We start from the raw sequence: 26,206 nt of genomic DNA, 5'->3' as shown, positions 1-26,206 counted from the left end.
ATGACGCGCGGCAGCCTGCCGGTGAGGGTCAGGGGGCCGGTTGTGCCTGGGGCAGGTAGCATTGTCCCGCCAGCCAGCAGGCGATGGACTGGCGACTGGCATCGAAGTGAGGCTCGGGCAGATTGTGCGGGTCGCACCAGATCCAGCACTCGCATTTTTCCGGCTCCAGCAGTTGCGGCTCCCCGTCCACCTCTGCCAGCAGGGTGACCGAGATGTAGTGCAGGCCGCTCTCGCGCCAGGTCTCCAGGTTGTTGGTGACGGCGATGACGCGAGGCTGGCGGATGACGAAGCCGGTCTCCTCCGCCACCTCCCGGATGGCTGCCGACTCGAAGGTCTCCCCCAATTCCAGATGACCGCCTGCGATGGACCAGTAGGGGGCATGGCTGCCCTTGCGCTTGCCAAGCAGTACCTGGCCCTGGCCATTGGTGAGAATGACGCCGACACCGACGCGGGGATAGGGGGTAGACATAGGGGAGGCTCCTTGCTGAGACGGCGGGGTGCGCCAGGGAAAACGGGCCCACCTTAGGGGGGATGGGCCCGTTGCGCAAGCCGCCTGTTCAAGGGCGATCGGATGCCGATTTTCCATCGCTTAAATGGATGGGTCTGGCGACATTCTATCTGTTAAATAGATGGGAAATGCCCTCGGATCAGGGCAGTCTGACCAGCATCTTGCCGGTATTGTGGCCCTGGAACAGTCCGATAAAGGCTTGTGGCATGCTGGCCAGCCCCTCGCTGACGGTCTCCTCGGCCTGGAGGGTGCCCGCCTCGAAGGCCGGCATGGCCTCGGCCAGGAACTCCCCGTAGTGCTGCCAGTGATCGGAGACCAGCAACCCCTGCATCAGGATGCGCTTGCGGATCACCTGGGAGAGGTTGCGCGGGCCGCTGGCCTGGCCGTTGCTGTTGTACTGCTCGATGAGGCCGCACAGCACGATGCGCCCGTGCACCACCAGGTGGTTGAGGGCGGCATCCAGCATGGCGCCCCCCACGTTTTCGAAGTAGACGTGGATGCCTTCGGGGGCGAGGCGGGCCAGCTCGGCGTCGAGATCCGGGGTCTCCCGGTAATTGATCACCGCATCGGCTCCCAGGGTCTTGAGGTAGGCGACCTTGTCGGCCGAGCCGGTGGAGCCGATGACCCTGGCTCCCGCCTGCTTGGCGAGCTGGACCGCCATGGTGCCGACCGCCCCGGAGGCCGCCGAGACCAGCAGGGTTTCACCGGCCTTCAGGTGTGCCACCTTGTGCAGGCCCGCCCAGGCGGTCATGCCCGGCATGCCGAGGGCGCCGAGGAAGCGCTGGGGCGGCAGGGTGGTGTCGGGCAGGCGGGTGAGCTGGGCGGCGTTTGCCACGAAGGCATCCCGCCAGCCCAGCATGCTGCTCACCTTGTCCCCCACCTTGAAATCGGGATGGCGCGATGCCTGTACCGTGCCGATGGCGCCGCCGTCGAGGGGACCGTTGAGGGGGAAGGGAGGAACGTAGCTTTTTGCCTCGCTCATGCGGCCGCGCATGTAGGGGTCCACCGACAGCCACTGGTTGGCGACCTGCACCTCTCCCTCCTGCAGGGCGGGCAGGGGCACGTCCCGGAGGGCGAAGTCCTCCAGGGTGGGGAGACCGGTGGGGCGACGCAGCAGTTGGATTTGATGGCTGATGGCATTCATGGGCATTCTCCGGCAGTGGGGCCGCGCGTCGGGCGGCGGCCTGGTATTTTTGTTTGTGTGCAAACTAAAATCAGGGTAGTCCTGAACGCGGGGGCTGGCAACTGTTTTGTGTGCAAACTATTCAGCCCCGAAGTTGATGGGGTATACTGCCCCCCTTGTCGTCAGCGAGGTCCTCCATGAGCGAATTGAAAAAGCAGGTCTGTTTTGCCCTCTACAGCGCCTCCAATGCGGTGATGCGTGCCTATCGGCCGCTGCTGGACAAGCTGGATCTCACCTATACCCAGTACCTGGTGATGCTCTCGCTCTGGGCCCGGGACGAGGTCAGCCTCAAGGAGATAGGGCAGGAGACCGGACTGGATGCGGGCACCCTGACCCCCATCGTCAAGCGGCTGGAGAGCAAGGGGTGGCTGACCCGCACCGTCTCCCACGAGGATGAGCGGCAAAAGTGCATCAGTCTGACCGAGGCGGGACGCCAGTTGCAGCAGGAGGTCAGGGAGTGCTGTCTGGCGGACAGCTTGCGCAATCAGGTGGATCTGGCCGATGCTGAGTTGGCCCAGCTCAAGCAGCTTTGCGATCGCGTGGCGGCGCAGCTGGGGCGCTGATCCCTTTTCCCGTCAGGAGTGACCCGATGAAACCCATGCAATCCCTGCTCCCTCTGTTCGCCATCCTGCTGTGCGCCTGCGCCGATACCTCCTATCCCCGTTCCGAGCTGCAGATCGACGATGCCGATGCCTGGCAGGCCATCTGCAAGGACGGGGTCCGGGTGAGGGCGGTCACCGACGAGGGGATCTGTGCGGATCACCGCGGGGTGGCCATGTGGACAAATAAACCAAGGGCTGCACGGATGGCAGAAGAAGCGGCCAAGTAGTGTGACCTGTACGACATAAAATGACATGACCGGCCACGGGGCCGGTTTTTTTCGCGATCTTGCCAGCACTTTGGCACCTTGTTCATGGTGCACTCATTTTTCTCTTCCCATACTGGCCCTCAAGGTAGCAAACCAACAGGAGAGAGAGATGCAATCATCCATCGTCGGGCTCTCCATTCTGTGGGGGCTGGCCAGCTTTGGTGTTCAGGGGGATTTCATCGAGAGCCGTGATACCGCCTCCCCCTCCTGGCAGGCCGAGTCCAGAGTGGAGATGGAAGGGTACTTGATGGAGTCGTTGGGCGCCGATCGCTGGGTGTTCGACAACGGCAGCGAGAGCCTGGAAATCTCTCTGCCCAAAGGGCAGTGGGTGTCGACCGGTGAGCGGCTGCGGCTGCGCGGCGAACCCCTGCAGGAGCAGAGCGGCTGGTTGCTGCAGGTGCAGGACGTCAGCCAGGTCGAGGCATGACGAGGCGTTCGCCACCTGGCGGCGCGATGGCGCCCGGGGGCTGTGTTGACCGCGAATGCCCTTGATAGCAGAGACAAGAAGAGGAGGCCCGGGCCTCCTCTTGCTTTTGGTGCTCCCCGGATGAGGGGTGGGTTGTCAGCCCAGGTGGTTGAGGGGCAGGGCGGTCTTGTGCTTGATGCGGCGCAGCACGAAGCTCGAACGCACCCCGGTCACGCCGGAGATGTGGGTCAGCTTGTCCAGCAGGAAGTGCTGGTAGTGCTCCATGTCCCGCACCACCACCTTGAGCTGGTAATCCGCATCGTTGCCGGTGATGAGGTCGCACTCCAGCACCTCGGGCAGATCCTTGACGGCGCGATCGAAGTTCTCGAACCGCTCCGGAGTGTGCCTGTCCATGGAGATGTGAATGTAGGCGGTGAGGGTCAGCCCCAGCTGGCGGGCATTGAGCAGGGTGACATGGGTATCGATGAGACCGGCATCCTCCAGCGCCTTGACCCGGCGCGAGCAGGGGGAGGGAGAGAGCCCGACCAGCTCGGCCAGCTCCAGGTTGCTGATGCGGCCATTTTCCTGCATCAGCTCCAGAATATGCCTGTCTATACGATCAAGTTTCAGCATTCTCCGTACCTCTTCGCAATTACTAATCCACTTTTCCTAGATTAAGGGTGAACTATTGCAAAAACAACTGAAAATACCTGCTACTTCACAACCACTCACCGCATCGCGGGGAGTACCATGGTTACATCTTCCGGTGGCAAGACAGGCGCCCGACCAGGCACCTGTGGTGAAGGACCTTACCGGGTCAAGAGCCCCATCAGCCGTTCGACCTTATCGGGAAACAACGGGCTGGAACGAGAGCACCCCCTCCCCGAAGGCAACAAAGCAGGCATCCCGGCGCCTGCTTTGTTGTTTTTGCGTTCCGCCCGCTCAGGGGCGGGGCGGCCGGATGCGATAGAGACAGCGGCTGTCCCCCTCCAGCAGATACTGCTCCCGCTCCACCTCGGCCGGCGCCAGCAACCGGCGAAACAGCGCCAGCTCGCTGCGGCAAAAGCCCCGACAGGCCCTGGCCGCACTGCAGATGGGGCAGTGACTCTCCCACCACAGCCAGCTGCCGTCCTCCTCCTGCGACATGTCCGCCATATACCCCTCCTGGGTGCGCAGCGCCTTGAGCGTCATCAGCCTGTCTGCCAGCGCCGGCTGGGTCAGCCTGGATTCATAGCGTGCCTGCATCTGCTGCTCCCGCCGCGCGATGAGCTGCTCCATGCCCGCGTCGCCAAACACCTGCCGGATGTCGTCGATCAACTGCAGGGTCAGATCGCCATGGGTGTCGGGGAAGCGTTGCCAGGCCTGGTCGGTGAGGTGCCACAGGCGCACCGGGCGACCGCGGCCGCGGGCCTCGTCGCTAAACCCCACCCAGCCCTCGGACTCCAGGGCCATCAGGTGCTGGCGCGCGCCCATGGACGTCATCTGCAACTGGTCGCCGAGTTCGGCGGCGCTCTGGGGGCCGCGGGTTTTCAGCAGATAGAGGATCTTGTCGGTACTGGCGTTCATGGGGGCTCCGGTGGTGGGTATCGGTGCGGTGACCGCCTGGATGAGGTCATTATGGGTAGCGGGGAGATTTAAATCAACAATCTGCTTTACTTAATGGACGACCCCTCACAATATAAATAAACCGATAACTTTATTTAATGAGGCGAAGATGGAAGGGAGCAAGGGACAGGCGACCCTCTGGGTATTGGTGATGACGGTGACGCTGGCGGTGGCGGGGTTCAGCCTGCCTTCCCCCGTCCTGGCGCCGCTGCTGCTGGATCCGGCCCAGGGCATGCTGACGCCACAGGCGTCGGACTGGAGCCGCAAGGTGTGGCTTGGTGTCATCATGGGGCTCTATCCGTTGTTTCAACTGTTGGGGGCCCCCTTGCTTGGCCGTCTCTCCGATCGCCATGGGCGCAAGCCGGTGCTGACCCTCTGTCTGGTGGGGGTGCTGGCGGGGTATGTGCTGATGGCCCTCGGCATCGCCTGGCGTTCCCTGCCGCTCTTGCTGCTGAGCCGGGTGGTGGAGGGCTTCTTCAACGGCGACATCGCCATCGTGCAGGCGATGGCGGCGGACATGAGCACGGCCAGGACCAAGGCACGCAACTTCGCCCGCATCAACATCGGCATGAACCTGGGCTGGGTGGTGGGCCCCATGATCGGAGGCTATGCGGCCGTGGTCTCGGGGGATTACAGCCTGGCGGCCTGGCTGGCGGTGGGGATGACGGTGATCAACCTGCTGCTGGTGCTCTGGCTGCTGCCCAATCGTCCCCCGGTGCCGGCGACCCGGGATGAGGTTCCTCTCTCGACCCGCCAATTGCTGTTACAACCTCGTCTCCTGCCCTACTTTGCCCTGACCCTGGCAAGCTACGGGGCGGTGCAGCTCTACTTCACCTACTTCAATGTCTGGCTGGTGGAGCGGCTGGCATGGGATCCGGTGCAACTGGCCCAGGCCGCCGTGCTGGTGAGCGTGCCCATGATGCTGGGCTCCTGGATCGGTGAGCAGTTGGCACGGCACTGGCGCGGCAGCTCCCTTGGCATCGTCGGCCACCTGGTGATGGCGGCGGGCATGCTGATGTTCATCCTGCCGACCCAGTGGTGGGGGCTCGCGCTCACCTTCATCCCGGCCGGCATCGGCATGAGCCTGGGGGAGCTGGCCACCTCGGTGGCGGTCTCCAACCGCAGCCATGCCAGCCAGCAGGGGCAGGCGATGGGGCTCTACCGCGGTCTGGCGGTGGGCAGCGAGATCCTGGCGGTGGTACTGGGCAGCCTGGTGCTGCTGGCGGGGACCGAGTGGCCCTTCTACCTGGCCGGCCTCTGCGGCGTGATCTGTGCCCTCGGTTTCTACGGATTGCGCAGACGGACGGACAGGCGAAACGCCGTGGCCGGGTGCGCCGAGGCGGGCTGACGAAGGGCGCGGGGATCACAGTTCGGCGACGGGATGGCGGGCCGGACTTGCATCGCGGCGCCGAGTCTGGGACGGTATGGCTCTTTGCTCCGCTGTTCCCGCCCCCCGGCGAGCGCGTCTCCCATCATGGGCCTTGCCATGCCCAGCCCGCATTCCCGGCGGTGAGATGAGTCATGGCACTGGAAACGGGAGGGGATGGCGCCGCACCCGTCTCGACATTCTTGGAGGTGATATGAGTCGTTATCAGGCCATTGCATTGGACATGGACGGCACCCTGCTGAACCGGGATCACAAGATCTCGTCCGCTACCCGGGCGGCCCTGGCCCAGGCCCGGGCCCACGGCATCAAGGTGCTGCTGGTGACGGGTCGCCACTTCATGACGGCCCGTCCCTTCCACCACGAGCTGGCCCTCGACACCCCTATCATCTGCAGCAACGGCGCCTACCTCTATGATCCGGTGCAGGAGAGGATCCTCGCCGGGGATCCCCTGGCCGTGGCGCCCCTCACCGCCCTGCTGGAGGAGGTGCAAGCCCAGCAGATGGGGGCGCTGTTCCACCTGGGGGACGGCATCGGCTACCTGGGCTGCGAGGAGCACGTGGGCCGGATGCGGCGCTGGTCGGCAACCCAGCCGGATCACCTCAAGGTCTCCCTGCTGCCCGCCGAGGATATCGAGTCCTGGTTGCAGTCCCCCATCTGGAAGCTGGAGTTGTTCAACCAGGATCCCGGCCGGTTGCACCGTTTCGTCGGGGAGGTGGTGGAGAGACTGCCCTTCACCCGTGACTGGGCGGCCCCCTATGCGGTGGAGCTGGTGCAGCCAGGTTGCAGCAAGGGCAACCGGCTGGCCCAGTGGGCGGCGAGCGAGGGGATCGCCATGGAGAACCTGGTGGCCTTTGGCGACAACAACAACGACATCAGCATGTTCGAGCAGGTGGGGCTGGCGGTGGCCATGGGCAATGCGGCGCCCCAGATCCAGGCCCATGCAGACCGGGTCACCGCGGATCACAATGAGGATGGCATCGCCCTGGCGTTGCAGCGCTGGGTCCTGCCCGCCTGAGGGGAAAAACAGTCTGCGGCATAAACAGAAAGGGGCCATGTCGGCCCCTTTTTGTCAGCTCCCGAAGGAGAACTGGATCACCCGATCCGGGAAGCGCAGCCGGTTGTAGTCCCGGTATACCCCTTCGTAGTGACGGATGGCGCGCTCGCGCTGGGCACGATAGTAGTCGCGCTGGCGGCTGTCGCTCTCGCCCCGGATCTGCTGATCCAGCTGGTGGATGCTCCGCTCGGTGCGCTCCAGCTCCTGCTGCAATTCGCCGAGGCGCTGCTCCAGCAGATACTCCTTGCGGCCGCGCTCGAACTGGGTGAGGAAGCTGGTGTCGTTGGGGCAGACCCCCAGGTATTCGCTCCCCTCCCGTCCCTTGCTGTAGGCAAGCTCGGGGATGCAATAGAGCTCCAGCCCCTTGGCGTAGCCGCGCTGCCACTCCGCCTCATCCACCTTGAGGCCGTACTCCCCGCAGGTCTTCTGATAGTCGCGGGTTGCGCTCCGGGTCTTGCCCTGCTCCCCGTCCTGATAGCCCTGGTTGTACCAGCTCATGGCACGGCACTCCTCCTCCGAGAGGGAACTGCACCCGGCGAGCAGGAAGGGAAGGGTCAACAACAGGATCTTGGGGGACATGAGGGGGCTCCGACAGCAAAGGGGGTGGGGCATTCTAGAAGAGGAGGCCCGTCCGGGACAAGCACCGGGCGAGGGGGCCGTATCATGATGTTTTTATCAGTATTTTCAAGCCATTGTAGACGGGCTTCTGGCAGCCTTTTCTTGCCGGGGGAGGCAGGGTAAACTGCGCCTACTTTTAACTGGCATGTAACATAAAAACAATGAAAGTCCTGACCGTCGATTATCGCTCCCCCGATGCGGCCGAGCGCTTCACCGAATCCCTGCGCACCACCGGCTTCGGAGTGCTGACTCACCACCCCATCCCGAAGGAGCTGGTGCAGTCCATCTATGACAACTGGTATCGCTTCTTCATGAGCGAACAGAAGCAGGATTTCCTGTTCAATCGCGAGACCCAGGACGGCTATTTCCCGCCCTCGGTGTCCGAGGTGGCCAAGGGTCACAGCCAGAAGGACATCAAGGAGTACTTCCACATCTATCCCTGGGGCCAGATGCCGGCAGAGCTGAAAGAGCAGGCGATGGAGTACTACCGCCTCGCCAACGATCTGGCCGCCGAGCTGCTGGGCTGGGTGGAGCAGCACACCCCGGGGGACATCGCCGCCCACTACAGCTGCCCGCTCTCCTCCATGATCGAAGAGAGTCACAAGACCCTGCTGCGGGTGCTGCACTACCCGCCCTTCGACGGCACCGAGGAGCCGGGTGCCATCCGCGCCGCCGCCCATGAAGACATCAACCTGCTGACCATTCTGCCCGCCTCCAACGAGCCGGGCCTGCAGGTGAAAGGTTCAGACGGGGAGTGGATGGACGTGCCCTGCGATTTCGGCACCCTCATCATCAACATCGGTGACATGCTGCAGGAGGCCTCCCGCGGCTACTACCCCTCTACCACCCACAGGGTCATCAACCCGACCGGGGGCAGTGCCGCCAAGTCCCGCATCTCCTTGCCGCTCTTCCTGCACCCCCGTCCGGATGTGGTGCTCTCGGAGCGTCACACCGCCCACAGCTATCTGATGGAGCGGTTGCGGGAGCTGGGGGTGATCTAATCCCGCCAGACCCGGGCAGACAACAAACCGGAGCATCCCCGCTCCGGTTTTTATTTTGTGGCACGATTGGTGGGTTATCCGAATTTTATTGGTTAATGATGCTAAAAAATGAGTTTTATATCGGATATACGCCGAGTGATTGCGCGCCTGCGGGCGTACTCTGAGCGCCATTTCGGGCCTCGCTGGCAGGCCCTTCCCGTGGAGTTCTTATGAAGCAGTCCCAATGGTCATCCCGGCTCGGTTACATCCTGGCCGCTGCAGGTTCCGCGGTCGGTCTCGGCGCCATCTGGAAGTTCCCCTATGTCACCGCCGCCAACGGTGGCGGCGCCTTCCTGCTGGTCTTTCTGTTGTTCAGCTTCACCCTGGGGGTGGCGGTGCTGATGGGGGAGACCCTGATCGGCAGCCTGACCCGGCGCGGGGTGGTGGGCGCCTTTGGTGAACTGATGGGCAGGCGCTGGCGCTGGGTCGGTGCCATGGGTTTGCTGTGCAGCCTGCTCATCTTCTGTTTCTACAGCGTGGTGGGCGGCTGGACCCTGGGGTACACGGGCATGGCCCTGGCGGGGGAGCTGCAACAGGGGGACGGCGCGGCACTGACCGCCCGTTTCAACGACTACGTCGGTGATCCGCTCTGGCCGGTGCTGACCCACCTGCTGTTTGCCGGCTTGACCTGGTGGTTCGTGCGGGGCGGCGTGCAACAAGGGGTGGAGCGCACCCTGCGCTGGATGATGCCGGCCCTCTTCATCATGATCCTGCTGCTGGTGGCCTTCGGCCTCACCCTGCCGGGCGCCATGGCCGGAGTGCGCCACTTCCTGATGCCCGATTTCAGCAAGCTCGGCATGTCGGGTGTGCTGGACGCCATGGGGCTGGCCTTTTTCTCCCTCTCCATCGGCCTTGGCATCCACACCACTTATGGCGCCTACCTGCCTTCCAGCGAAGGGGTCGGTCGCTCCAGCCTCTGGGTAGTGCTGCTGGCGAGCGTCATCGCCGTGCTGGCGGGCCTGATGATCTTCCCGGTACTGGCGGCGACCGGTATTGACCCGGCCTCGGGCCCGGGCCTCACCTTCATGACCATGCCGGCGGTGTTCCAGCAACTGCCCTTCGGCCAGGGGCTGGCGGTGGTGTTCTTCTCTCTGCTGGTGGTGGCGGCGCTCTCCTCCTCCATCTCCCTGCTGGAGCACTTGCAGTGCTTCCTGTGCGAGAGCCTGGGCTGGTCCCGCCGCGCGGCGTGCAACCTGGTCATTGCCCTGGTGATGGCGGGTGGCATCCCGGTGAGCCTGTCGTTCGGTCCCTGGGCCACCCTGACCCTGTTTGGCAAGAACATCTTCGAGTTGCTGGACTTCATCACCTCCAACCTGATGATGCCCCTGTTCGGGCTAGCCCTGACGCTGCTGCTGGGCTGGCGGCTCGGTCGCCAGGCGCTGCCCGAAGGGCTGGCTCCCCACTGGCGGGCCCTGCTGATGGGCTGCTGGCGCTGGCTGGCTCCCCTGCTCATTGGCGGCATTCTGGTGCGCGGCCTGGTGTAGGGAGGGTTGGTCATCTCCGCCACTCCCCGGCCGGGCTGGCCGGGGAGTGGGGTGGCAGGATTGACTCTTTATAAAAATCTGTTAAATAAAAATAAACAGAGTAACGACCTGTAATTTCGATATTTTGTTTTGGTTAAATCTGTTTTTGGTTCTGTTTTAGACTATTTCCTGTCAACTTCTCTTGCCATGGTTTAGGCTGTGGCTCCTTTTTACCGTGCAGGCGTCGCCCTCCCATGTCACCCCTTATCGCTCTCTGTGGCCGATTTAGCCCCTTCCTGGAGAGGTGACCTTGCAGGTGTCGTTTGTCTGACTGTTCATTGCAAAGGTCGCCCTCAGGCGGCCTTTTTTGTTGCGGCGCACACCGCGTCTAGCCATGGAGTATCGAACTGATGTTGTCTTGCCCGGAGGTTGTATGAGCCAGGTTCAGTGGTCTTCCCGTATTGGTCATGTGCTGGCGGCCGCCGGCTCGGCGATCGGCCTTGGCGCCATCTGGAAGTTTCCCTATGTGACAGCCACCAACGGGGGCGGTGCCTTCCTGCTGGTGTTCCTGCTCTTCAGCTTCACCCTGGGGGTCGCGGTGCTGGTGGGGGAGACCCTGCTCGGCAGCCGCAGCCAGCGCGGCGTGCTCGGCGCCTTCCACAAGCTGGTGGGGCCGAACTGGCGCTGGATGGGTTACATGGGGATCCTGTGTGGCTTCTTCATCTACAGCTTCTACAGCGTGGTGGGGGGCTGGACCGTCGGCTATGCGGCCCTGGCCGTGGGCGGCGAGCTCAACCTGAGTGAGGCGAGCACCCTCACCGCACTCTTTACCGGTTATGTGAGCGATCCCCTCTGGCCGGCCCTCACCCATCTCGTCTTCGCCGGGCTCACCTGGTGGTTCGTGCAGGGAGGGCTGCAACAGGGGGTGGAGCGGGCGCTGCGCTGGATGATGCCGGCTCTGTTCGTGATGATGCTGCTCCTGGTGGTGACCGGGCTCTCCATGCCGGGGGCCATGGCCGGGGTACGCCAGTTCCTGATGCCCGACTTCTCCCACCTGACGGGGCAAGGGGTGCTCGACGCCCTGGGGCTGGCGTTCTTCTCCCTCTCCATTGGTCTCGGGGTACACACCACCTATGGCGCCTACCTGCCGAGCAGTGACGGGGCGCTGCGCTCCGGGGTCTGGGTAGTCACCCTGGCGAGCTGCATCTCGGTGCTGGCGGGGCTGATGATCTTCCCGGTGCTGGCCTCCACCGGCATCGATCCTGCCGCCGGTCCCGGCCTCACCTTCATGACTATGCCGGCGGTGTTCAACCACCTGCCGTTCGGTCAGGGGCTGGCGGTGATCTTCTTCCTGCTGCTGCTGGTGGCGGCGCTCTCCTCCTCCATCTCCATGCTGGAGCACCTGGTGCGCTTCACCACCGAGGAGTGGGGCTGGTCGCGCCGCAATGCCTGCCGGGTGCTGACCCTGCTCATCATGGCCTGCGGCATTCCGGTCAGTCTGTCGTTCGGGCCCTGGGCGGAGTACACCCTGTTTGGCAAGACCCTGTTCGATCTGCTGGATTACCTCACCTCCAACCTGATGATGCCCCTGTTCGGTCTGGTGCTGACCCTGCTGCTTGGCTGGAAGCTGGGGGACAGTATTGTGCCTGCGGATCTCTCGCCGCTGATGCGTGGTGCGCTGCTCTGGTGCTGGCGGCTGGTCGCCCCCCTGCTGATCGCGGGGATCCTGGTGCGAGGCTTGTTGTAACGCACCAGCCAGGGCGGCATGCACCGCCCTGGCTGGCTATAGGCCCTGATGGGGACCGAGGGGCGGCAGTTTGGGGGCCAGGTGGGATCTCACCTGTTGCAGGGTCTCCCGATAGGCGTTCCCATGGTGTTCCAGGAAGGCGGCACTGTGGTTGAGACGCTGCTCCAGCCTGTCCACCAGGCGGGCCACCGCCGGGGCCGCCATGCCGGCGGGCCAGCACTGGGTCAGCAATACCAGCAGTTGCCAGGCATCCCCCGCCTGGGCCGGGAATCGCTCCTGCAGGGTCAGAGCGCTCTGCACGGCGAGCTGGAGCTGACCCGTGGTCATGGCCCGTTGCCGCTCCTCGCGCAGCTGGGTCAGCTGCTGCTCCCGCTGCGCCAGTTGCCGCGCCAGATCGTCGACCACCTGCAAAATGAGCCCCTGCAGCAGCGGGGTCTGTGCCACCGGCCCCTGATACTGGCCGAGCTGGGCCAGATAACGCTGGGCATGGTGGGGAAGCCCGCAGAACTGGCTGACGGCCACCCCGAGCAACTGGTTGAGGTGATTGTCCCGCGCCGCCTCCGGCGGGTGCTTGGCCAGCAGCATCAAGGCGTCATCGAATCGATAATCCAGACCCAGCATCAGGGCGCGCAGCAGCCCCTCCTCGTGGGCACGCAGGGTCACGGCCTGCTGGCCGAGCTCCTCCAGCGCTTGCTGCAGCCCATGAACTCTGGCCTCTCCCGGTGGATGCCAGAGCACCGCCAGGGTCGCATCCAGCAGGCAGCGTTCGACAGAGTGGCGAAACGTCTGTTTGGGGAAGTAGCGCAGGATGAAATCGCTGGCCTGCGCCAGCACCTGACCTTCATCCCTTCGCAGCAAGGCCAGCAAAATGGCCAGCTGGCGCCACTGCGGCTGCCAGGGGCAGCGTTGGAGCAAGCCTGACAAGGTTTCCCAGGCAGGATCCCACTGCGCCTCGTGCAGTTGGCAGGCGAGAACCAGCGCCTGATGGATGACGGGGGGCAGTCGCTCCCGGTTGCGGGCCAGATCCTTGTGGGCGCTCTCCACCCGGTTCAGCCCGAGCAGAGCCTGGTTCAGTCCCTGGCGTGGCCACCAGGCATCGTGCTCCGTGGTGCAGATGGCGTAGTGCTGGGCGGCCTGCACCCGTTCCCCGGCTTGCAGCAGCATGTAGCCCTTTACCCTGTCCATCTGTGCTTCCAGCCCCTTGTGGCTGGCGTGCCGGTAAAGCAGATCCTCGCACTGGGCGCAGGCGCTGCGCCACTCCCTGAGCGCCATGGGGGTGGCCAGGGGGCGGGTCACCGTGGTCAGTGCCAGCAGCGCTTGCAGGCTGTGCGCCAGCTGCTCCGTGGTGAAGGGCACGGCCAGACGCAGGGCGAAATAGAGGTCGGAGGGGGGGAACTGGCCGGTGTCCTCGTCCTGCTCCAGCAGCAGGAGCACGCAGCCGGGCGCGAGCAGGCCCAGGTGGTGTGCTTCATGCAGCAGCCTGACTCCCTCGTGGGCCTGGTGGTGATACTGGCGGCAAAGAATGGCATCGAAGGCGTGCTGGCGCTGCAGGGCGGGCAGGCTTGCAATCTCTTTGCAGTGGAACAGCTCGGTGGGGGGCAGCCCCAGATCACTCAGTCCCTGGGTGAGGGTCGAGCCCATCATGGCATCGTCTTCGATGAGGAGGATCTGCATCTTTGACGCTCCTTCGCCGGTCGGGGGTGGCGAGGTTGGATTCAAAGTTAGCCTCCACTCTCCCGCGAGAGCCAGAGGAGGTCAATACCCCACCTGGGTCAGGGATGGCTCAGTGCCGGCCTTCGGCGGGGCAAAGAAAGCATCACTGAAGGCCGGGCCCCCTGGCCGAGAAGGGGCAGTCCCGCTGCGGGACACGCAGCTCCCCGGCGCCCGCCTCTCCCTGCCAGGCGAGCTCGAGCTGACCCAGGCGCCCGAGGCGGCGCAGCTCGAACTCGTAGCGCAGGCAGGGGTTGTCGGTGGGCAGCTGCGTCATTCCGGCGGGCAGCCGGTAGTCGTAGCGCAGCAGAGGGCCATCTTGCAGCCGGCTCTGCACGGGCACCAGCCCCTCCGCCGTCGGTGCGGGGGCCTTGAGATAGCGGCGCAGCGCCACCGGGGCGTCGATGGCTTTTTGATAGTGAAGGCCGTTCATGGCTGCCAACTCCTCCTCCAGCCGCGTCAGCTCCCCCTCCAGCCCGCTCAGGGCGGCGCCAAGCTGTTGATGGGCCGGGGAGGCGCAGCCTCCCAGCAGCAGGGTCGCGATCAGCAGGGCGGGACGGACGGCAGACATGAAGGTTCCTCGGGTGCCAGGGTCAATGACTATAGCAGGGGATTGGTGGGCGGCGTGCCCCTCAGCAGCCCGGCGAGGCGCTCCAGCCCTTCGGCGACGCGGGCGTCGGTGGCGGGCTGACTCAGGCTGAGGCGTACTCCCTGCGGGGCGGCAAACTGGCCGGCGGCGAAGTGTTCTCCGCTGGCGACCCCCACGTCAAGGGCGTTGGCGGCCTCCGCAAACTCCTGGCTGCGCCAGGGCTCGGGCAGCGGCAGCCAGGCGTGCATGGACCCCGGCTGCCAGCGTGCTCCCGGCAACAGGTGGCGCAGGAGCTCACCCCGGCGCGCCAGGATTTTTCGCTGGTGTTCGATGAGCGGCATGATCTGGCGCTGGCTCACCAGCTTGCAGGCCAGCTCGATGAGCAGCGGACTCACCATCCAGCTCGACAGCCGCATCGCCTGGGCGAAGCCGTTGCGAAGGGCGGGAGGGGACAACACGAAGCCGACCCGCAGGCCGCCGCAGGCTATCTTGGCGAGACTGCCGAGGTAGATGACCCGCTCCGGTGCCAGGTTGACCAGGGGAGGGAGCGCACTTTCGGGCAGCAGGCCGTTGACGTCATCCTCGACGATCAGCAGATCGTGGCGACGGGCGATGGCGACGATGGCGTCGCGTCGCGCCAGGCTCATGGTGGCCGTGGTGGGGTTTTGCAGGGTGGGGGTGAGGTAGAGCAGCTTGGCCCGGCGGGTACGGCACGCGGCATCCAGCGCCTCTGGCAGCAGTCCCTCCTCATCCATCGCCAGTCCCACCACCTGATTCTTGAGCTGGCGTGCATTGCCCAGCATGCCGGGGTAGCTCAGTCCCTCGCAAAACAGGGTCTCTCCCACGCAGCCGGTGGCCAGCAGGGCCAGCATGATGCCGTGCTGGGCACCATGGCTGAACAGCAGGCGATCTTCGCTCGCCGTGATGCCCTGCTCGGCGAGCCAGTCGACGAACAGCTGGCGCTGTGCGGGGCGTCCGGCCTCCTTGTCATAACCGAGCAGGCCGTTGAGATCCCCCTGCGCCAGCTCGGTGAGCAGGGGCCTGATGATGGCGCCCCTGTCCAGCTGGACCGGGAGGTTCTGCCACAACTCGATGCGCTGGCTGTCTTCATTGCGGATCACCCATTCGTTGGCGGGATCCGCCGCTCCCCTGACCCAGGTGCCGTGCCCGACCCGGGCCGCCAGCAGGCCCCGTCGCTCCGCCTCGGTGTAGGCGCGGGTGACGGTGCCCACGGTGACCCCCAGCTTGTCTGCCAGGGCCCTGTGGGTCGGCAGCCGGGTCTCGGGTGAGAGGATGCCGGTGGAGATGGCCTGCTCGATGGCCTTGACCAGTTTGAGGTAGAGGGGCCCCTCGAAAGGGGTGAGGTCGGGCGTCCAGATTGTCATGGTGACAATAAATCCATTGATCCAATATTGTCCGCAATATAGCGTGATTATCAGCCTGTATACAACCAACAAGCACACATTGTATCGGTACAATGTGGCGAGAAAGGAGTCTCCCCATGACCATCGAATGGTATGCCACCCTGTTTGGCTTCGCCCTGCTCACCTGCGGCACGCCCGGGCCGAACAACCTGATGTTGACGGCGTCCGGCGCCAACTTCGGCGTGCGGCGCACCCTGCCCCATCTCATCGGGGTGGCGGTGGGCCAGCCTGTGTTGCAACTGGTGCTGGCGCTCGGCTTCTATCCGCTGTTCGAGCGCTGGCCCCTGCTCAAGCTGAGCCTGCAGGTGCTGGGCAGCCTTTACCTGCTGTGGCTGGCGTGGCGCATCGCGGTGGCAGGCGCCCCCGGAGATCCCGCCAGCCGTGCCCGGCCCTTGACCCTGCTTGAAGGGCTGGGCTTCCAGTTCCTCAATCCCAAGGCGTGGATGATGGGGATCTCGGCCATCAGTCTGTTCAGCCTGCCGGGGAGCGACTACTGGCCGAGCATGTGGGGCATCATGAGTGTCTTCCCCATGGCGGGGTTCCCGGTCTGCTTCGCCTGGGTGATGTTTGGCCATCAGCTCAGCCGCTGGATCAACTCGGACAAGGGGTGGCGTCGTCTCAACGGCAGCCTGGGTGCCTTGACCGCCCTGTGCGTGGTGATGCTCTGGTATTAACAGCACCTTGATTATTCATGCAAAGAAAATGCATTGCTGACCTTGTCGTCAGGGCGTCGGCTCTGCATATTAGGAGGCTTGCCGTATCTGAACGAGGTTGAGATGGATCTGAACTGGTTGCTCCCCCTGGCGGGCTTTGCCCTTATCACCTGTGGCACGCCGGGCCCCAACAACATGCTGCTCACCAGTGCCGGGGCCGCCCAGGGGTTTCGCCGCTCCGTGCCTCTGCTGGTGGGGGTGGTGGGGGGCATCAACCTGATGATCCTGGCCACGGCCCTGGGGCTTGGGGTGGTGTTCGAGCGTCTGCCCCTGCTGCACGACGGCCTCAAGCTGGTGGGGTCGGCCTACCTGCTCTGGCTGGCCTGGAAGGTGGCCAACGCGAGTGGCCCGGCGGAGGGGAACCGGCCGCTCATCCCGGCCCATCAGGGGGCCATGCTGCAACTGCTGAACCCCAAGGCCTGGATGATGGCGCTCTCCGCCATCAGCGGCTTCACCCTGGCGGGGGAGGCTTACTGGCCGTCCGCAGGCTGGGTGCTCGGCATTTTCTTCGTGACCGGCCTCTATACCGGTGCCTTCTGGGTGCTGTTCGGTGCCCAGGTGCGCCGCCTCATCCGCACCGCCACCGGCTGGCGTCGTTTCAATCTGGGCATGGGGCTCGCTACGGCGGCCTGCGTGCTGATGATCTGGGTTTAGGCCTCGGCCTGAGCCTTTACCGGCTGTCTTGTTGGCCCTTCGGGGCCTTTTTTATTGCCGGGGCGGTGCGATCAAACGCGCCCCCTGAGGGATTGCAGCATTGGTTTGCACCATCGGGTTACATAAGGAGATCCCATGAAATGTATCGGTCTGCTGGGTGGCATGAGCTGGGAGTCCACCGTCAGCTATTACCAGGCCCTCAACCGGGGGGTACGCGAGCGGCTCGGCGGTCTGCACTCGGCGCGGGTGCTGCTGAGCAGCGTGGATTTTGCCGGGATAGAGCGGTTGCAGCACGCCGGTGACTGGCCCGCCACCGCCCGTCTGCTGGCGGCCGAGGCCAGGGCCATTCAGGCCGGTGGCGCCGATTTTCTGCTGATCGGGACCAACACCATGCACAAGGTGGCGCCGGAGATCGAGGCCGCCATCGACATTCCCCTGCTCCACATCGCCGATGCCACGGCCCATCGCCTCCAGGCCGACGGGGTGACCCGGGTGGGTTTGCTCGGCACCCGCTTCACCATGGAGCAGGATTTCTACAAGGGGCGGCTCCAGGAGCGCTTCGGGCTGGAGGTGCTGGTGCCTGATGATGCTGCACGGGAGCGGGTGCACCGCATCATCTATGACGAGCTCTGCCTCGGCGATATTCGCGAGTCGTCTCAGGCCGAGTATCTGGCCATCATCGCCGATCTGGCACAGACCGGTGCCCAGGCGGTGATCCTGGGTTGCACCGAGATCGCCCTGCTGGTGGGGGCGTGCCAGGCCGCCGTGCCTCTCTATGACACCACCGCCATCCACGCCGAAGCCGCGGTGACGCTGGCCCTTGCCTGATGTGGTGCGGGCGGGGTGAGGGGGCGCCCCTCTCGGCGCCCCGCCTGTTTTTTCCTCCTTTCATAACTGTGAGTCAGCCTTCATTTCAGCAGGGCTGAAGCCGTTTTTATTGTCAATCGGCTCACATTTCCTCTTTTTGTCTCTTGAGTCCGGGGCGTCAGGCGCCTAGTTTTCGATCACTGAAACGATTCAGCTTTCACAAAAACAAGAGACACGAGGATAAATCCATGTTGAAGAAACTCTCCATTGCCGTGCTGCTCGCCCTGGGCGCCACCGCGGGTCACGCCGCCGAATTTCTGCTGACCGACTCCCAGCAAGGGCTGGATGTGGGTGACTGGAAGATCACCAGCGAGAAGCTCGGCATCAAGAGCCCGGTTCCCTTCACCATCGAGAAGAAACGCCTGCACGGCGGCCGCCAGGAAGGGGTGGATCTGCTCATCGTCGACAACGGCGTCATGAAGATCACCCTTGTGCCGACCCGCGGCATGGGGATCAAGGAGGTCAAGGCGGCGGATCTGCGCCTCGGCTGGGATTCACCGGTCAAGGAGGTGGTCAACCCCGCCTTCATCGATCTCGAGAGCCGTGGCGGCCTCGGCTGGCTCGACGGCTTCAATGAGATGCTGGTGCGCTGCGGCTACGAGTGGACGGGTCATCCCGGAGTGGATGACGACGGCCGCCTCAAGAGCCTGCATGGCCGGGTGCAGAACATTCCCGCCTCCGTGGTCAGCGTGACCGTGGACGAAGAGCCGCCCTATGCCATCCACGTGCTGGGCCGGGTGGACGAGCGCACCTTCAAGATGAGCGAACTGGTCACCTGGACCCAGCTGAGCGTGGTGCCCGGTCAGGCGGAGTTTGCCCTGCAGGACAAGCTGACCAACCACGCGGACTACGAGAACGAGTACCAGATCATCTATCACGGCAACTTCGGGGCCCCCATTCTGGAGGAGGGAGCCAGGGTGAGCACGCCGGTGAAGCAGATCTCCCCGTTCAATGACTACGCCAAGGCCGGACTCAAGGGCTGGCAAACCTATCTGGGGCCCACCAAGGGCTTCGACGAGATGGTGTTCAACCTGGTGCCCTACAGCGACGCCGACGGCAATACCCTGGCAGTGCTGAACAACCGGGCCGGCAACGCCGGAGTGGCGGTGGGTTACAACACCAGACAGCTGCCGGTGCTGACCCTGTGGAAGAACACCGACACCCGGGCCCAGGGCTATGTGACCGGCATCGAACCCGGTACCAGCTATGCCTACAGCACCAAGTACCAGCGCCCGCTCGGGCTGGTCCCCAAGATCCAGCCGGGGGAGACCAAGACCTTCGATCTGACCTATCGCCTGCTGCAAAATGCCGACGAGGTGAAGCAGGCCCTGGCCCAGGTGGAGAAGATCCAGGGCGGTCGGGCCACCGAGCTGCGCGAGCAACCCCTGGTCAAGCTGCCATAAGGGAGAGACGCCCAGCAAAAAGCCGCTCCATGAGCGGCTTTTCTATTCCCAGCGACATATCCTTATTATCGGATAGCTCCTTTATTTTATAGTTCTAAAGTTAATTGTAATAAATAAATTGGGTACAGTTACTTGCTGGCTACTATATTTCCATAGCTTACTGTGTTACAGGCTTGTAAATGGGGTTGGCGTGTTAAAGTATAATTATATATAAATAATACTCTCGACGGCGGACTGAGATAACTGTGACTAGAACGCACCAGCAGAGCAGGTCAGTGGATTCTTTTGAGCTGGTGTTGTTATGAAAGTCCCTGAGAGGTCTGATTAAACTGTATGTAATGGTGGACGAGTAGATTGATATCAGCAATATTTATATTTAGAACTATACATTGAAAGGCACGATAGATACTTTATGTGACGAAATGAGCTATAAGGAGTTATCTGAAAATACTTAAGGTATGATATTGACGGATTATTACTGAAATCATTAGTAATAAAATCCAGTTTTTTGTAATTCAAGAATAGTTTTTCCTAAGTTAGGAAAATGCTTTACCTGTCAAAATCAAGTATCCATATGGGCCTTTTTTTTGTGCGTTGATAACATATACTTCCCATTTCACAATGAAATGGAAGATATGTTGTATGAAATTGTTCATGTTAGCTTTGTTAGTTCCGATAGGGGTTTCCGCTATTGAACAAGATTACCGAATGACAAAAGATGCTTGGGTTGATGGAAATATAGACAAGGAGACTGCATCATCAACAACGGTAATTGTGAATGTAAATGGTGACATCATCACTCCCGGAAGTAGTGGCGATAATATAACTGGTAGTTTCGTTGAGAATAGAAAAATAATACAACTGAAGCAAGACATAAATCAAAACAAAACTTATTATCTTGGCAAGGTAATATCAGACCGGCAGTATCAAGGTACTTGGTATGATATTAATGGTAATGGTGGTGACTTCCGCATCGAGTGGGGTGATGAAGAAAGACCTGATTGCCGTTTGGCAACAGAAACCGGCTGGTATCACGGTTTATACTGTAATGTAGATATTGATGGTGGGGGCTGGAGATTAGTTGCAGTTAGGTATAATAAAGAGACTCATGTTCCTGTTGAACAATTGACTGAGTTAAATAGCAACCAGTATCTGAATCCAGGTGCATGGGGGCAATTGAAGGATGAATCAACGGAGATACTATTTTTACAACCCGACACAGAGATATGGGGGGTTATGAATATATCACAAGCGAGTAATCCAAAATTATGCTCACCATTGAATGAGAATTTAAGTAAAAAGGTTTTAGTCCATGCTGAAAAAGAAGGGTGCTCACTCGAAAACTTAGACTATACCGTAGTCGGCCATCCTGGTAGTTTGGATTATCAAGGTAACTTCTATCGGTATAAAAAAGGTGTTTGGACTGCTAATTATCCAGACTTATGGATTAGAACAAATTGGCCACAGCAGCAAGATGTCTCATATGGTAGTAGCCAACTAATGGTCTTTGTAAGATAAATAAAGGCCACCTCAGGGTGGCCATTATTTATCTGGTGCATGTCAAGCAATACAATTTCTTAAACATGGCTGTACATGGCTTCTATCTCGCGCTGGTACTTGGCCTCGATGATCTTGCGGCGCAGCTTCATGGTGGGGGTGATCTCCCCGAGCTCCATGGAGAAGGCGCTCGGTAGCAGGGTGAACTTCTTCACCTGCTCGAACTTGGCCAGCTCCTTTTGCAGATCCTGAATGCGGGCCTCGAAGAACTCCATCACTCGGGAGTGGCGCAGCAGCTCGGTCTTGCACTGGTACTGCAGGTTGATGGAGCGGGCGTACTCCTCCAGGGACTCGAAGCAGGGCACGATGAGCGCCGACACGAAGTGGCGGGCATCGGCGACGATGGCAATCTGCTCGATGAAGCGATCCTTGCCGAGGGTCCCCTCGACCAGTTGCGGCGCCACGTACTTGCCGTTGGAGGTCTTCATCAGCTCCTTCAAGCGCTCGGTGAAGTAGATGTTGCCCTCGCCATCCAGCTCGCCCGCATCGCCGGTGCGCAGGAAGCCATCCTCGGTCATCACCTCGGCGGTGGCTTGCGGCTTGTTGTAGTAGCCACGCATCACGGTGGGGGCGCGCACCAGCAGTTCGTTGTTCTCGCCGAGTTTCACCTCGATGCCGTTTAGCGCCGTGCCGATGGAGCCCAGCCTGAACTGGGTGTCTTCATAGCAGCAGACGGTGGCGGTGGTCTCGGTCATGCCGTAGCCGTACTTGAGGTTGAGCCCCATGGCCTGGAAGAAGAGATTCACCTCGTCCGCGAGACGGGCGCCCGCCACCGGCAGGAAGCGGGTGCGACCGCCGAAACGGGCGCGCAGCTTGCGAAACACCAGGTGCTCGGCAAGCCAGAGCTGGCCATAGAGCAGGGGAGAGGCGGACTTGCCCGCCTGACGGGTGGCGACCATCTGCTTGCCCACCCGGGTGGCCCAGCCGAACAGGGCGCGGCGCAGGCGCGGCGCTTGGGCGACCTTGGCCTGGATCATGGCGTAGGCCTTTTCGTAGAGGCGGGGCACGGCGCACATCACGGTGGGCTTCACCTCGCCGATGACATCCATCACCTTCTGCGGGTCGCGAATGTAGACGTTCTCGGCGCCGCAATAGAGCACGTAGTAGCTCCAGGCGCGCTCGAACACATGGCTCAGCGGCAGCATGCAGAGGGAGACATCCTGCTCGCTGAGGTCGAGGCGAGCGTCATGCATCTCGAAGCAGGCGGTCATGTTGGCGAAATCGAGCATGACCCCCTTGGGTTCGCCCGTGGTGCCCGAGGTGTAGATGAGGGTCAGCAGGTCGTCCATGCGGTAGTGGCGCTCGCGCTCACGCAGCACCTGTTCGCTGGGTTGGTGGTTGCCGGAGACGAGGAAGGTCTGGAAGTGGCTGGCCGAGGCGCAGCCGCGCAGATCGACGGTGCCGTCCAGGGCGACGATGTGGCTTATCTCGCCGCTGTCGATGAGGTGCAGCGCCTGATCGAACTGGGGCTGCTCCCCCACGAACAGCATCCTGATGCCGGCATCCTTGACGATGTAGCGCAGCTGATCGAGGGTGCTGGTGGGGTAGATGGGCACGCTGACGCCACGGGCGGCCAGGATGCCGAGGTCGGCCTGGGTCCACTCGGGCATGTTGCGGGCATAGATGCCGACCATCTCGCCGGACTGGTGGCCCGCCCGGATCAGGCCTTGGGCGCAATAATCCATGGCCTGACCCAGGGTTCGCCAGCCGATGGCGCGCCACTGGCCATCCTGCTGGACGCGCAGGGCGGCCTTGTTGCCAAGGCGGGCAATACGCTCACGCATCACTCTAACCAGATGAAACTGCGACATCTCACGCATCCTCAAGTAACAGTTGTGCGCCCGCAGGGGCACCAAAATCGGGGCTGGAGTTTAAACTCTAACATTACAGCTTACAAGTGTGCGCCATTTGTCCTGGATCACAAAGTCGTCAACCAGATGAGAGTGAGGCATGATAGGGGGCAGGGATCGGATTCATTCAGGGAGTTGCACCATGAATATCGGGATCAAGAGCCTGTTCACCGGCGTGTTGCTGCTGTTGGCGGGGGCAGGCGCCCTCTGGTATCTGCTGGGGGGCGCGGGGGAGCAGGAGAATCCTTGGCTGAGCGGCGCCGAGGGCTATGAGCAGGCGCAGCGGCTGGCGCTGAGGGAAGGATACCCCTTGCTCTACGTGATCGAGCGCGCCAAGTGCCGACGCTGCAAGGCGCTGAATACCAGGCTGTGGCGTGCCCCCGAGATGCAATCCGCCCTGGCGGGGCTGGTGAAGGTGCGACTCAACCCGGATGCGGGGGATGGCAGCGAGCACATTCTGCGCCGCTTCCCCCAGGTTGCGACGGCCCCTGGCATCTATGTCCAGCGACCGGGTGAGCCGCTTCGCCCCATCAAGATCGCGGTGGATATCGATCAGATCTGGATGCCCGGCGTCACCTATGGTCGCGGCTTCTTCATGCCCCTCTCGGGAGCCGCCTTCGAGGCCGTGCTGAGGGTGACCCTGAGCCTGGAAGACCCCTCCATCGACAACGCGCCCCTGCCCTGAGGGGGGAAGCGAAGCGGGGAAGTTAGGGTGGTCAGAGGGGGGCGCCCGCTGACGGCGGTCTGCTGCGGGTTGTCAGCCGAAGTCGAACAGACGGGACATCAGCACGGCATCCTCCCTCTCCTGCCCGGTGCCATAGTAGTCGGCGCGGCGGCAATACTCGGCAAACCCCTCGCTCTCGTAGAGGTTGATGGCGGTGCGGTTGCCGGCCCTGACCTCCAGGAACCAGGCCTCGGCCTTGCCGGCCTTGCTGCGGGCCAGGTACTCCCTGAGCAGCGCCCGCCCCAGCCCTTTGCCCTGAAAATCGGGATGCACGCAGAGATTCATCAGGGAGCTGTCTCCCGCCACCAGATCCGAGATGTAGAAACCGGCCGGTCGTCCGTCCACCAGCATCAGGCCGTTGAGATAGCGCGGCCCGAAGCAGGAGAGCAGGTTGGCCTGGCTCCAGGGCTCCTGGTGGGCGGCCTGCTCGATGGGGTAGATGGCTTCGAAGTCCGATTCGAGCAGGGGGCGAAAGTGGGGCAAGAGGTCAGACATGGTCACTCCGGACGGGATTCAGGCTTGCGATGGACACCATGGCCGTGCCATGGTCGTGAGCATCAAGGGGTGTGGCGCTGCCGGCACTGCTGCCAGAGGGCGCGCTTGTGCGCCCCATCGGGCTTGAGCGGGCAGACCAGGGCATCGGGCCAGCGAGGGTCCGGCGCCGTCAGCCAGAGCAGGGGCGAAGTGGCCCCCGCGGGCAGGGAAGGCATCTCGGACAGCAGGGAGACCTCGTCGGTGCCAAGGCCGAGCCAGCGGCAGATGTCCCCGAGCAGGGAGGGCGCGGGCAGCGTCTCGGCCAGCAGCCAGAGCTTGCCGGTCGGCAGAGGGGCAGTCTCCTGCGGGGCCAGCACCTCGTCGGCGGGCGTGTTTGCCGGCTGCGCGGCGCCGTCGGGGCTGGTGCCTCCCGTCAGGAGTCGGCCTCTCTGTTGCCAGAGGGGGATGCCCATGCGGGCCAGGATGCGCTGGCGCAGCGGGTCCAGCAGGGGATCTTGCATGGCGAAGGCTCACTCTTGATCTGCGTTGGGGTAAATAATGATGCGCAGAGTACACTCTCGCGGGATTTGCTGCACCCCGGACGTGCGCTTTTCGCCCTGTGGCGATGGCAAACGAGCGCCTCCCCGGGGGCAGAGATGACAGACAATGAGAGTGGGGCGGGGCCAGAGGCCGGACCCCGTCACCACGGATGACCTATCAGCTTCGGAACTGTGCCTATGCCGCCTTTAGCCCAGAATACTGTTCGTGCCACCCCCATTCATGAGCGCCTGCCACGGCTCCTTTCCGCCCTTGGCGAGGGACTGTATGAGCGCCAGGATGCCCTGCGGCTCGGCCTGCTGGCGGCCCTGAGTGGCGAGAGCGTCTTTCTGCTGGGCCCCCCGGGCATCGCCAAGAGCCTGATCGCGCGGCGCCTCAAGCTGGCGTTTCAGGATGCCCGCCATTTCGAATACCTGATGACCCGTTTCAGTACGCCGGAGGAGGTGTTCGGCCCCCTCTCCATCCAGGCGCTCAAGGAGGATGGCAAGTACCTGCGGTTGACCAGCGGCTACCTGCCGGAGGCCGAGGTGGTCTTCCTCGACGAGATCTGGAAGGCGGGCCCCGCCATCCTCAACACCCTGCTCACCGCCATCAACGAGCGGCAGTTTCGCAACGGCGACAGCCAGCACCCCATTCCCATGCGGCTGCTGGTCACCGCCTCGAACGAGCTGCCTGCCCCGGACAGCGGGCTGGAGGCGCTCTACGACCGCATGCTGGTGCGGGTCTGGATGGACAGGGTGCAGGAGAAATCCAACTTCCAGGCCATGCTGGCGAGCGATGGCCAGTCCCATCAGAACCTGACCCCCTCGGTGCAGATTCGGGGGGAAGAGTACGACGCCTGGCAGGATGCCATCGAGCAGGTGCGCCTGCCGGACGCCTGTTTCGAACTCATCTACCAGCTGCGCCAGCAGCTCGACAGTCAGCTCGGGCACGGCTGCTATGTCTCGGATCGGCGCTGGAAGAAGGCGGTGCGGCTCATCAAGGCGAGCGCCTTCTTCAATGGCCGCGACGAGGTGGCTCCCCTGGATCTGCTGCTGTTCAAGGATTGCCTCTGGCACGACGAGGCTTCCCGCACCGCGCTGCTGGAGATGATCGGCGAGTTTTCCCGCCTCTACGGCTACCAGCAACTGGCGCTGACCCGGGAGCTGCTCTCCCTGCGCGAGCAGTTCAAGCAGTTGCAGGAGGCGGTCGCCCTGCGCATCGGCTGCAAGGCGGTCAAGCGCAAGCAGTGGTTCGGCCGCCGCGCCCGCGGCACCGAACTGCCGCTGGCCAACGCCAGGGCGTTCGGCAAGCTGGTGCACTTCCAGCTGCTCACTCCGGCGCCCTTGGATGGCAGCGATCCCGAGCGCCTCACCGGCACCCTCACCTTCGATCGCACCCTGCTTTCTCACTGGCACCCCACCGGGGAGGCGCTGGTGGGCTGGCCCCTCGGCAACCCCAAGGAGGGGCACTACGAGCTGGTGCTGGACGAGCAGTTGCGGCTGCACGTGCTGGATATCCAGCGCCAGCCCGTGCCCCTGATGCTGGTGGAGCGCACCCCCATCCCCGAGGTGGTGATGGCCCCCTGGCTGTCGGCCCTGGACGACCTGACGGGCCAGGTGAACCGGGTGCTGCAAAACCTCAAGGGCCAGCGCAACCTGTTCGACCGTCACCAGCCCCATCTGTTCGTGGGGGACAACTGGTTGCGTCAGGTGGAGGACAGCTTCTTCGTGCTGAGCCGGGACCTGGAGCGGCTGGGGGCCGAGCTGCAGCAGTGGCGGGATCGTCTGCCTCTTCTCGATGCACAGGGGTGACGTCGCGTCTG

Annotated in this window: 26 protein-coding genes; 15 read left to right on the top strand and 11 right to left on the bottom strand. The window is 63.0% G+C overall.

Annotation, left to right across the window (positions count from 1 at the left end; all coding sequences use genetic code 11):
* Positions 1-28: 28 nt before the first annotated feature.
* On the bottom strand, positions 29-469 hold the full coding sequence (locus AB7E19_RS17065; protein WP_427936025.1) for a nucleotide triphosphate diphosphatase NUDT15: 441 nt from the start codon (positions 467-469) through the stop codon (positions 29-31).
* Between the two features lie 178 nt (positions 470-647).
* Positions 648-1,652 carry an NADP-dependent oxidoreductase gene (locus AB7E19_RS17060; RefSeq protein WP_322131915.1) on the bottom strand — a complete coding sequence of 335 codons (1,005 nt, stop codon included), beginning with the start codon at positions 1,650-1,652 and terminating at the stop codon, positions 648-650.
* Between the two features lie 176 nt (positions 1,653-1,828).
* Between AB7E19_RS17060 and AB7E19_RS17055 the strand changes: the two genes are divergently transcribed.
* From AB7E19_RS17055 to AB7E19_RS17045, 3 genes are all read left to right on the top strand, one after another.
* On the top strand, positions 1,829-2,254 hold the full coding sequence (locus AB7E19_RS17055) for a MarR family winged helix-turn-helix transcriptional regulator (protein ID WP_029313694.1): 426 nt from the start codon (positions 1,829-1,831) through the stop codon (positions 2,252-2,254).
* A 35-nt stretch (positions 2,255-2,289) separates the two neighbouring features.
* Positions 2,290-2,520, top strand: coding sequence for a hypothetical protein (locus AB7E19_RS17050; RefSeq protein ID WP_029313696.1), 231 nt, complete (start codon positions 2,290-2,292; stop codon positions 2,518-2,520).
* A 148-nt stretch (positions 2,521-2,668) separates the two neighbouring features.
* Entirely contained in the window at positions 2,669-2,986 is a 318-nt protein-coding gene (locus AB7E19_RS17045; RefSeq protein WP_041211026.1) for a hypothetical protein, read from the top strand.
* 135 nt (positions 2,987-3,121) lie between these two features.
* Here the strand turns inward: AB7E19_RS17045 and AB7E19_RS17040 are convergent, their stop codons facing one another.
* Entirely contained in the window at positions 3,122-3,598 is a 477-nt protein-coding gene (locus AB7E19_RS17040) for an Lrp/AsnC family transcriptional regulator (protein WP_010672894.1), read from the bottom strand.
* 309 nt (positions 3,599-3,907) lie between these two features.
* Complete coding sequence (locus AB7E19_RS17035; protein ID WP_010672895.1) at positions 3,908-4,531, bottom strand: helix-turn-helix transcriptional regulator; 624 nt, start codon at positions 4,529-4,531, stop codon at positions 3,908-3,910.
* A 148-nt stretch (positions 4,532-4,679) separates the two neighbouring features.
* On the opposite strand from AB7E19_RS17035, the gene AB7E19_RS17030 reads away from it, so the two are divergent.
* Both AB7E19_RS17030 and AB7E19_RS17025 read left to right on the top strand, forming a co-directional pair.
* Positions 4,680-5,918, top strand: coding sequence for an MFS transporter (locus AB7E19_RS17030; RefSeq protein WP_427936020.1), 1,239 nt, complete (start codon positions 4,680-4,682; stop codon positions 5,916-5,918).
* Between the two features lie 232 nt (positions 5,919-6,150).
* Positions 6,151-6,972, top strand: a complete 822-nt coding sequence (locus tag AB7E19_RS17025; protein WP_043155694.1) for a Cof-type HAD-IIB family hydrolase — start codon at positions 6,151-6,153, stop codon at positions 6,970-6,972.
* Positions 6,973-7,026: 54 nt separating this feature from the next.
* On the opposite strand, the gene AB7E19_RS17020 is transcribed toward AB7E19_RS17025, so the two are convergent.
* Positions 7,027-7,590, bottom strand: a complete 564-nt coding sequence (locus AB7E19_RS17020; protein ID WP_010672898.1) for a DUF2799 domain-containing protein — start codon at positions 7,588-7,590, stop codon at positions 7,027-7,029.
* A gap of 200 nt (positions 7,591-7,790) precedes the next feature.
* On the opposite strand from AB7E19_RS17020, the gene AB7E19_RS17015 reads away from it, so the two are divergent.
* The 3 genes from AB7E19_RS17015 to AB7E19_RS17005 all read left to right on the top strand — a co-directional run bounded on the left by AB7E19_RS17015 (position 7,791) and on the right by AB7E19_RS17005 (position 11,879).
* Entirely contained in the window at positions 7,791-8,630 is an 840-nt protein-coding gene (locus AB7E19_RS17015) for an isopenicillin N synthase family dioxygenase (RefSeq protein ID WP_010672899.1), read from the top strand.
* A gap of 209 nt (positions 8,631-8,839) precedes the next feature.
* Positions 8,840-10,153: a sodium-dependent transporter gene (locus tag AB7E19_RS17010; RefSeq protein ID WP_042015790.1), complete on the top strand. Its 1,314-nt coding sequence runs from the start codon at positions 8,840-8,842 to the stop codon at positions 10,151-10,153.
* A gap of 412 nt (positions 10,154-10,565) precedes the next feature.
* Entirely contained in the window at positions 10,566-11,879 is a 1,314-nt protein-coding gene (locus AB7E19_RS17005) for a sodium-dependent transporter (RefSeq protein WP_201970093.1), read from the top strand.
* A 36-nt stretch (positions 11,880-11,915) separates the two neighbouring features.
* Here AB7E19_RS17005 and AB7E19_RS17000 read toward each other — a convergent pair whose 3' ends face one another.
* The 3 genes from AB7E19_RS17000 to AB7E19_RS16990 form a co-directional block, all read right to left on the bottom strand.
* Positions 11,916-13,553 (bottom strand): hypothetical protein, encoded by a 1,638-nt coding sequence (locus AB7E19_RS17000; RefSeq protein ID WP_427936017.1) that lies wholly within the window; start codon positions 13,551-13,553, stop codon positions 11,916-11,918.
* 142 nt (positions 13,554-13,695) lie between these two features.
* The gene (locus AB7E19_RS16995) at positions 13,696-14,160 is read right to left on the bottom strand and encodes a hypothetical protein (protein WP_113069655.1); all 465 of its coding nucleotides are present in this window, start codon (positions 14,158-14,160) and stop codon (positions 13,696-13,698) included.
* Between the two features lie 29 nt (positions 14,161-14,189).
* Positions 14,190-15,563, bottom strand: a complete 1,374-nt coding sequence (locus AB7E19_RS16990) for a PLP-dependent aminotransferase family protein (RefSeq protein ID WP_048206924.1) — start codon at positions 15,561-15,563, stop codon at positions 14,190-14,192.
* Between the two features lie 116 nt (positions 15,564-15,679).
* Between AB7E19_RS16990 and AB7E19_RS16985 the strand changes: the two genes are divergently transcribed.
* The 5 genes from AB7E19_RS16985 (at position 15,680) to AB7E19_RS16965 (ending at position 20,757) form a co-directional block, all read left to right on the top strand.
* Positions 15,680-16,276, top strand: a complete 597-nt coding sequence (locus AB7E19_RS16985) for a LysE family translocator (RefSeq protein ID WP_039039402.1) — start codon at positions 15,680-15,682, stop codon at positions 16,274-16,276.
* A gap of 102 nt (positions 16,277-16,378) precedes the next feature.
* Positions 16,379-16,969: a LysE family translocator gene (locus AB7E19_RS16980; RefSeq protein WP_010672906.1), complete on the top strand. Its 591-nt coding sequence runs from the start codon at positions 16,379-16,381 to the stop codon at positions 16,967-16,969.
* 135 nt (positions 16,970-17,104) lie between these two features.
* Entirely contained in the window at positions 17,105-17,797 is a 693-nt protein-coding gene (locus AB7E19_RS16975; protein ID WP_043155387.1) for an aspartate/glutamate racemase family protein, read from the top strand.
* Between the two features lie 227 nt (positions 17,798-18,024).
* The gene (locus tag AB7E19_RS16970) at positions 18,025-19,239 is read left to right on the top strand and encodes an aldose 1-epimerase family protein (protein WP_039039404.1); all 1,215 of its coding nucleotides are present in this window, start codon (positions 18,025-18,027) and stop codon (positions 19,237-19,239) included.
* 642 nt (positions 19,240-19,881) lie between these two features.
* Positions 19,882-20,757, top strand: a complete 876-nt coding sequence (locus tag AB7E19_RS16965; RefSeq protein ID WP_201970095.1) for a hypothetical protein — start codon at positions 19,882-19,884, stop codon at positions 20,755-20,757.
* A 59-nt stretch (positions 20,758-20,816) separates the two neighbouring features.
* Here the strand turns inward: AB7E19_RS16965 and AB7E19_RS16960 are convergent, their stop codons facing one another.
* Complete coding sequence (locus AB7E19_RS16960) at positions 20,817-22,607, bottom strand: long-chain fatty acid--CoA ligase (RefSeq protein WP_322131632.1); 1,791 nt, start codon at positions 22,605-22,607, stop codon at positions 20,817-20,819.
* 181 nt (positions 22,608-22,788) lie between these two features.
* Here AB7E19_RS16960 and AB7E19_RS16955 point away from each other — a divergent pair, with 181 nt between their 5' ends.
* Positions 22,789-23,331 (top strand): thioredoxin family protein, encoded by a 543-nt coding sequence (locus AB7E19_RS16955; protein ID WP_223924881.1) that lies wholly within the window; start codon positions 22,789-22,791, stop codon positions 23,329-23,331.
* 72 nt (positions 23,332-23,403) lie between these two features.
* Here the strand turns inward: AB7E19_RS16955 and rimI are convergent, their stop codons facing one another.
* Positions 23,404-23,853, bottom strand: coding sequence for a ribosomal protein S18-alanine N-acetyltransferase (rimI, locus tag AB7E19_RS16950; protein ID WP_103255305.1), 450 nt, complete (start codon positions 23,851-23,853; stop codon positions 23,404-23,406).
* A gap of 74 nt (positions 23,854-23,927) precedes the next feature.
* Positions 23,928-24,365 (bottom strand): hypothetical protein, encoded by a 438-nt coding sequence (locus AB7E19_RS16945; protein WP_323877818.1) that lies wholly within the window; start codon positions 24,363-24,365, stop codon positions 23,928-23,930.
* A 216-nt stretch (positions 24,366-24,581) separates the two neighbouring features.
* Between AB7E19_RS16945 and AB7E19_RS16940 the strand changes: the two genes are divergently transcribed.
* The gene (locus tag AB7E19_RS16940; protein WP_427936014.1) at positions 24,582-26,195 is read left to right on the top strand and encodes an ATPase RavA domain-containing protein; all 1,614 of its coding nucleotides are present in this window, start codon (positions 24,582-24,584) and stop codon (positions 26,193-26,195) included.
* The last annotated feature ends 11 nt before the right edge of the window (positions 26,196-26,206 follow it).

Origin of the sequence: Aeromonas sp., from assembly GCF_050252055.1 — a bacterium.
GTDB lineage: Bacteria > Pseudomonadota > Gammaproteobacteria > Enterobacterales > Aeromonadaceae > Aeromonas > Aeromonas caviae.
This window is presented reverse-complemented; position numbering and strand designations above follow the sequence as displayed.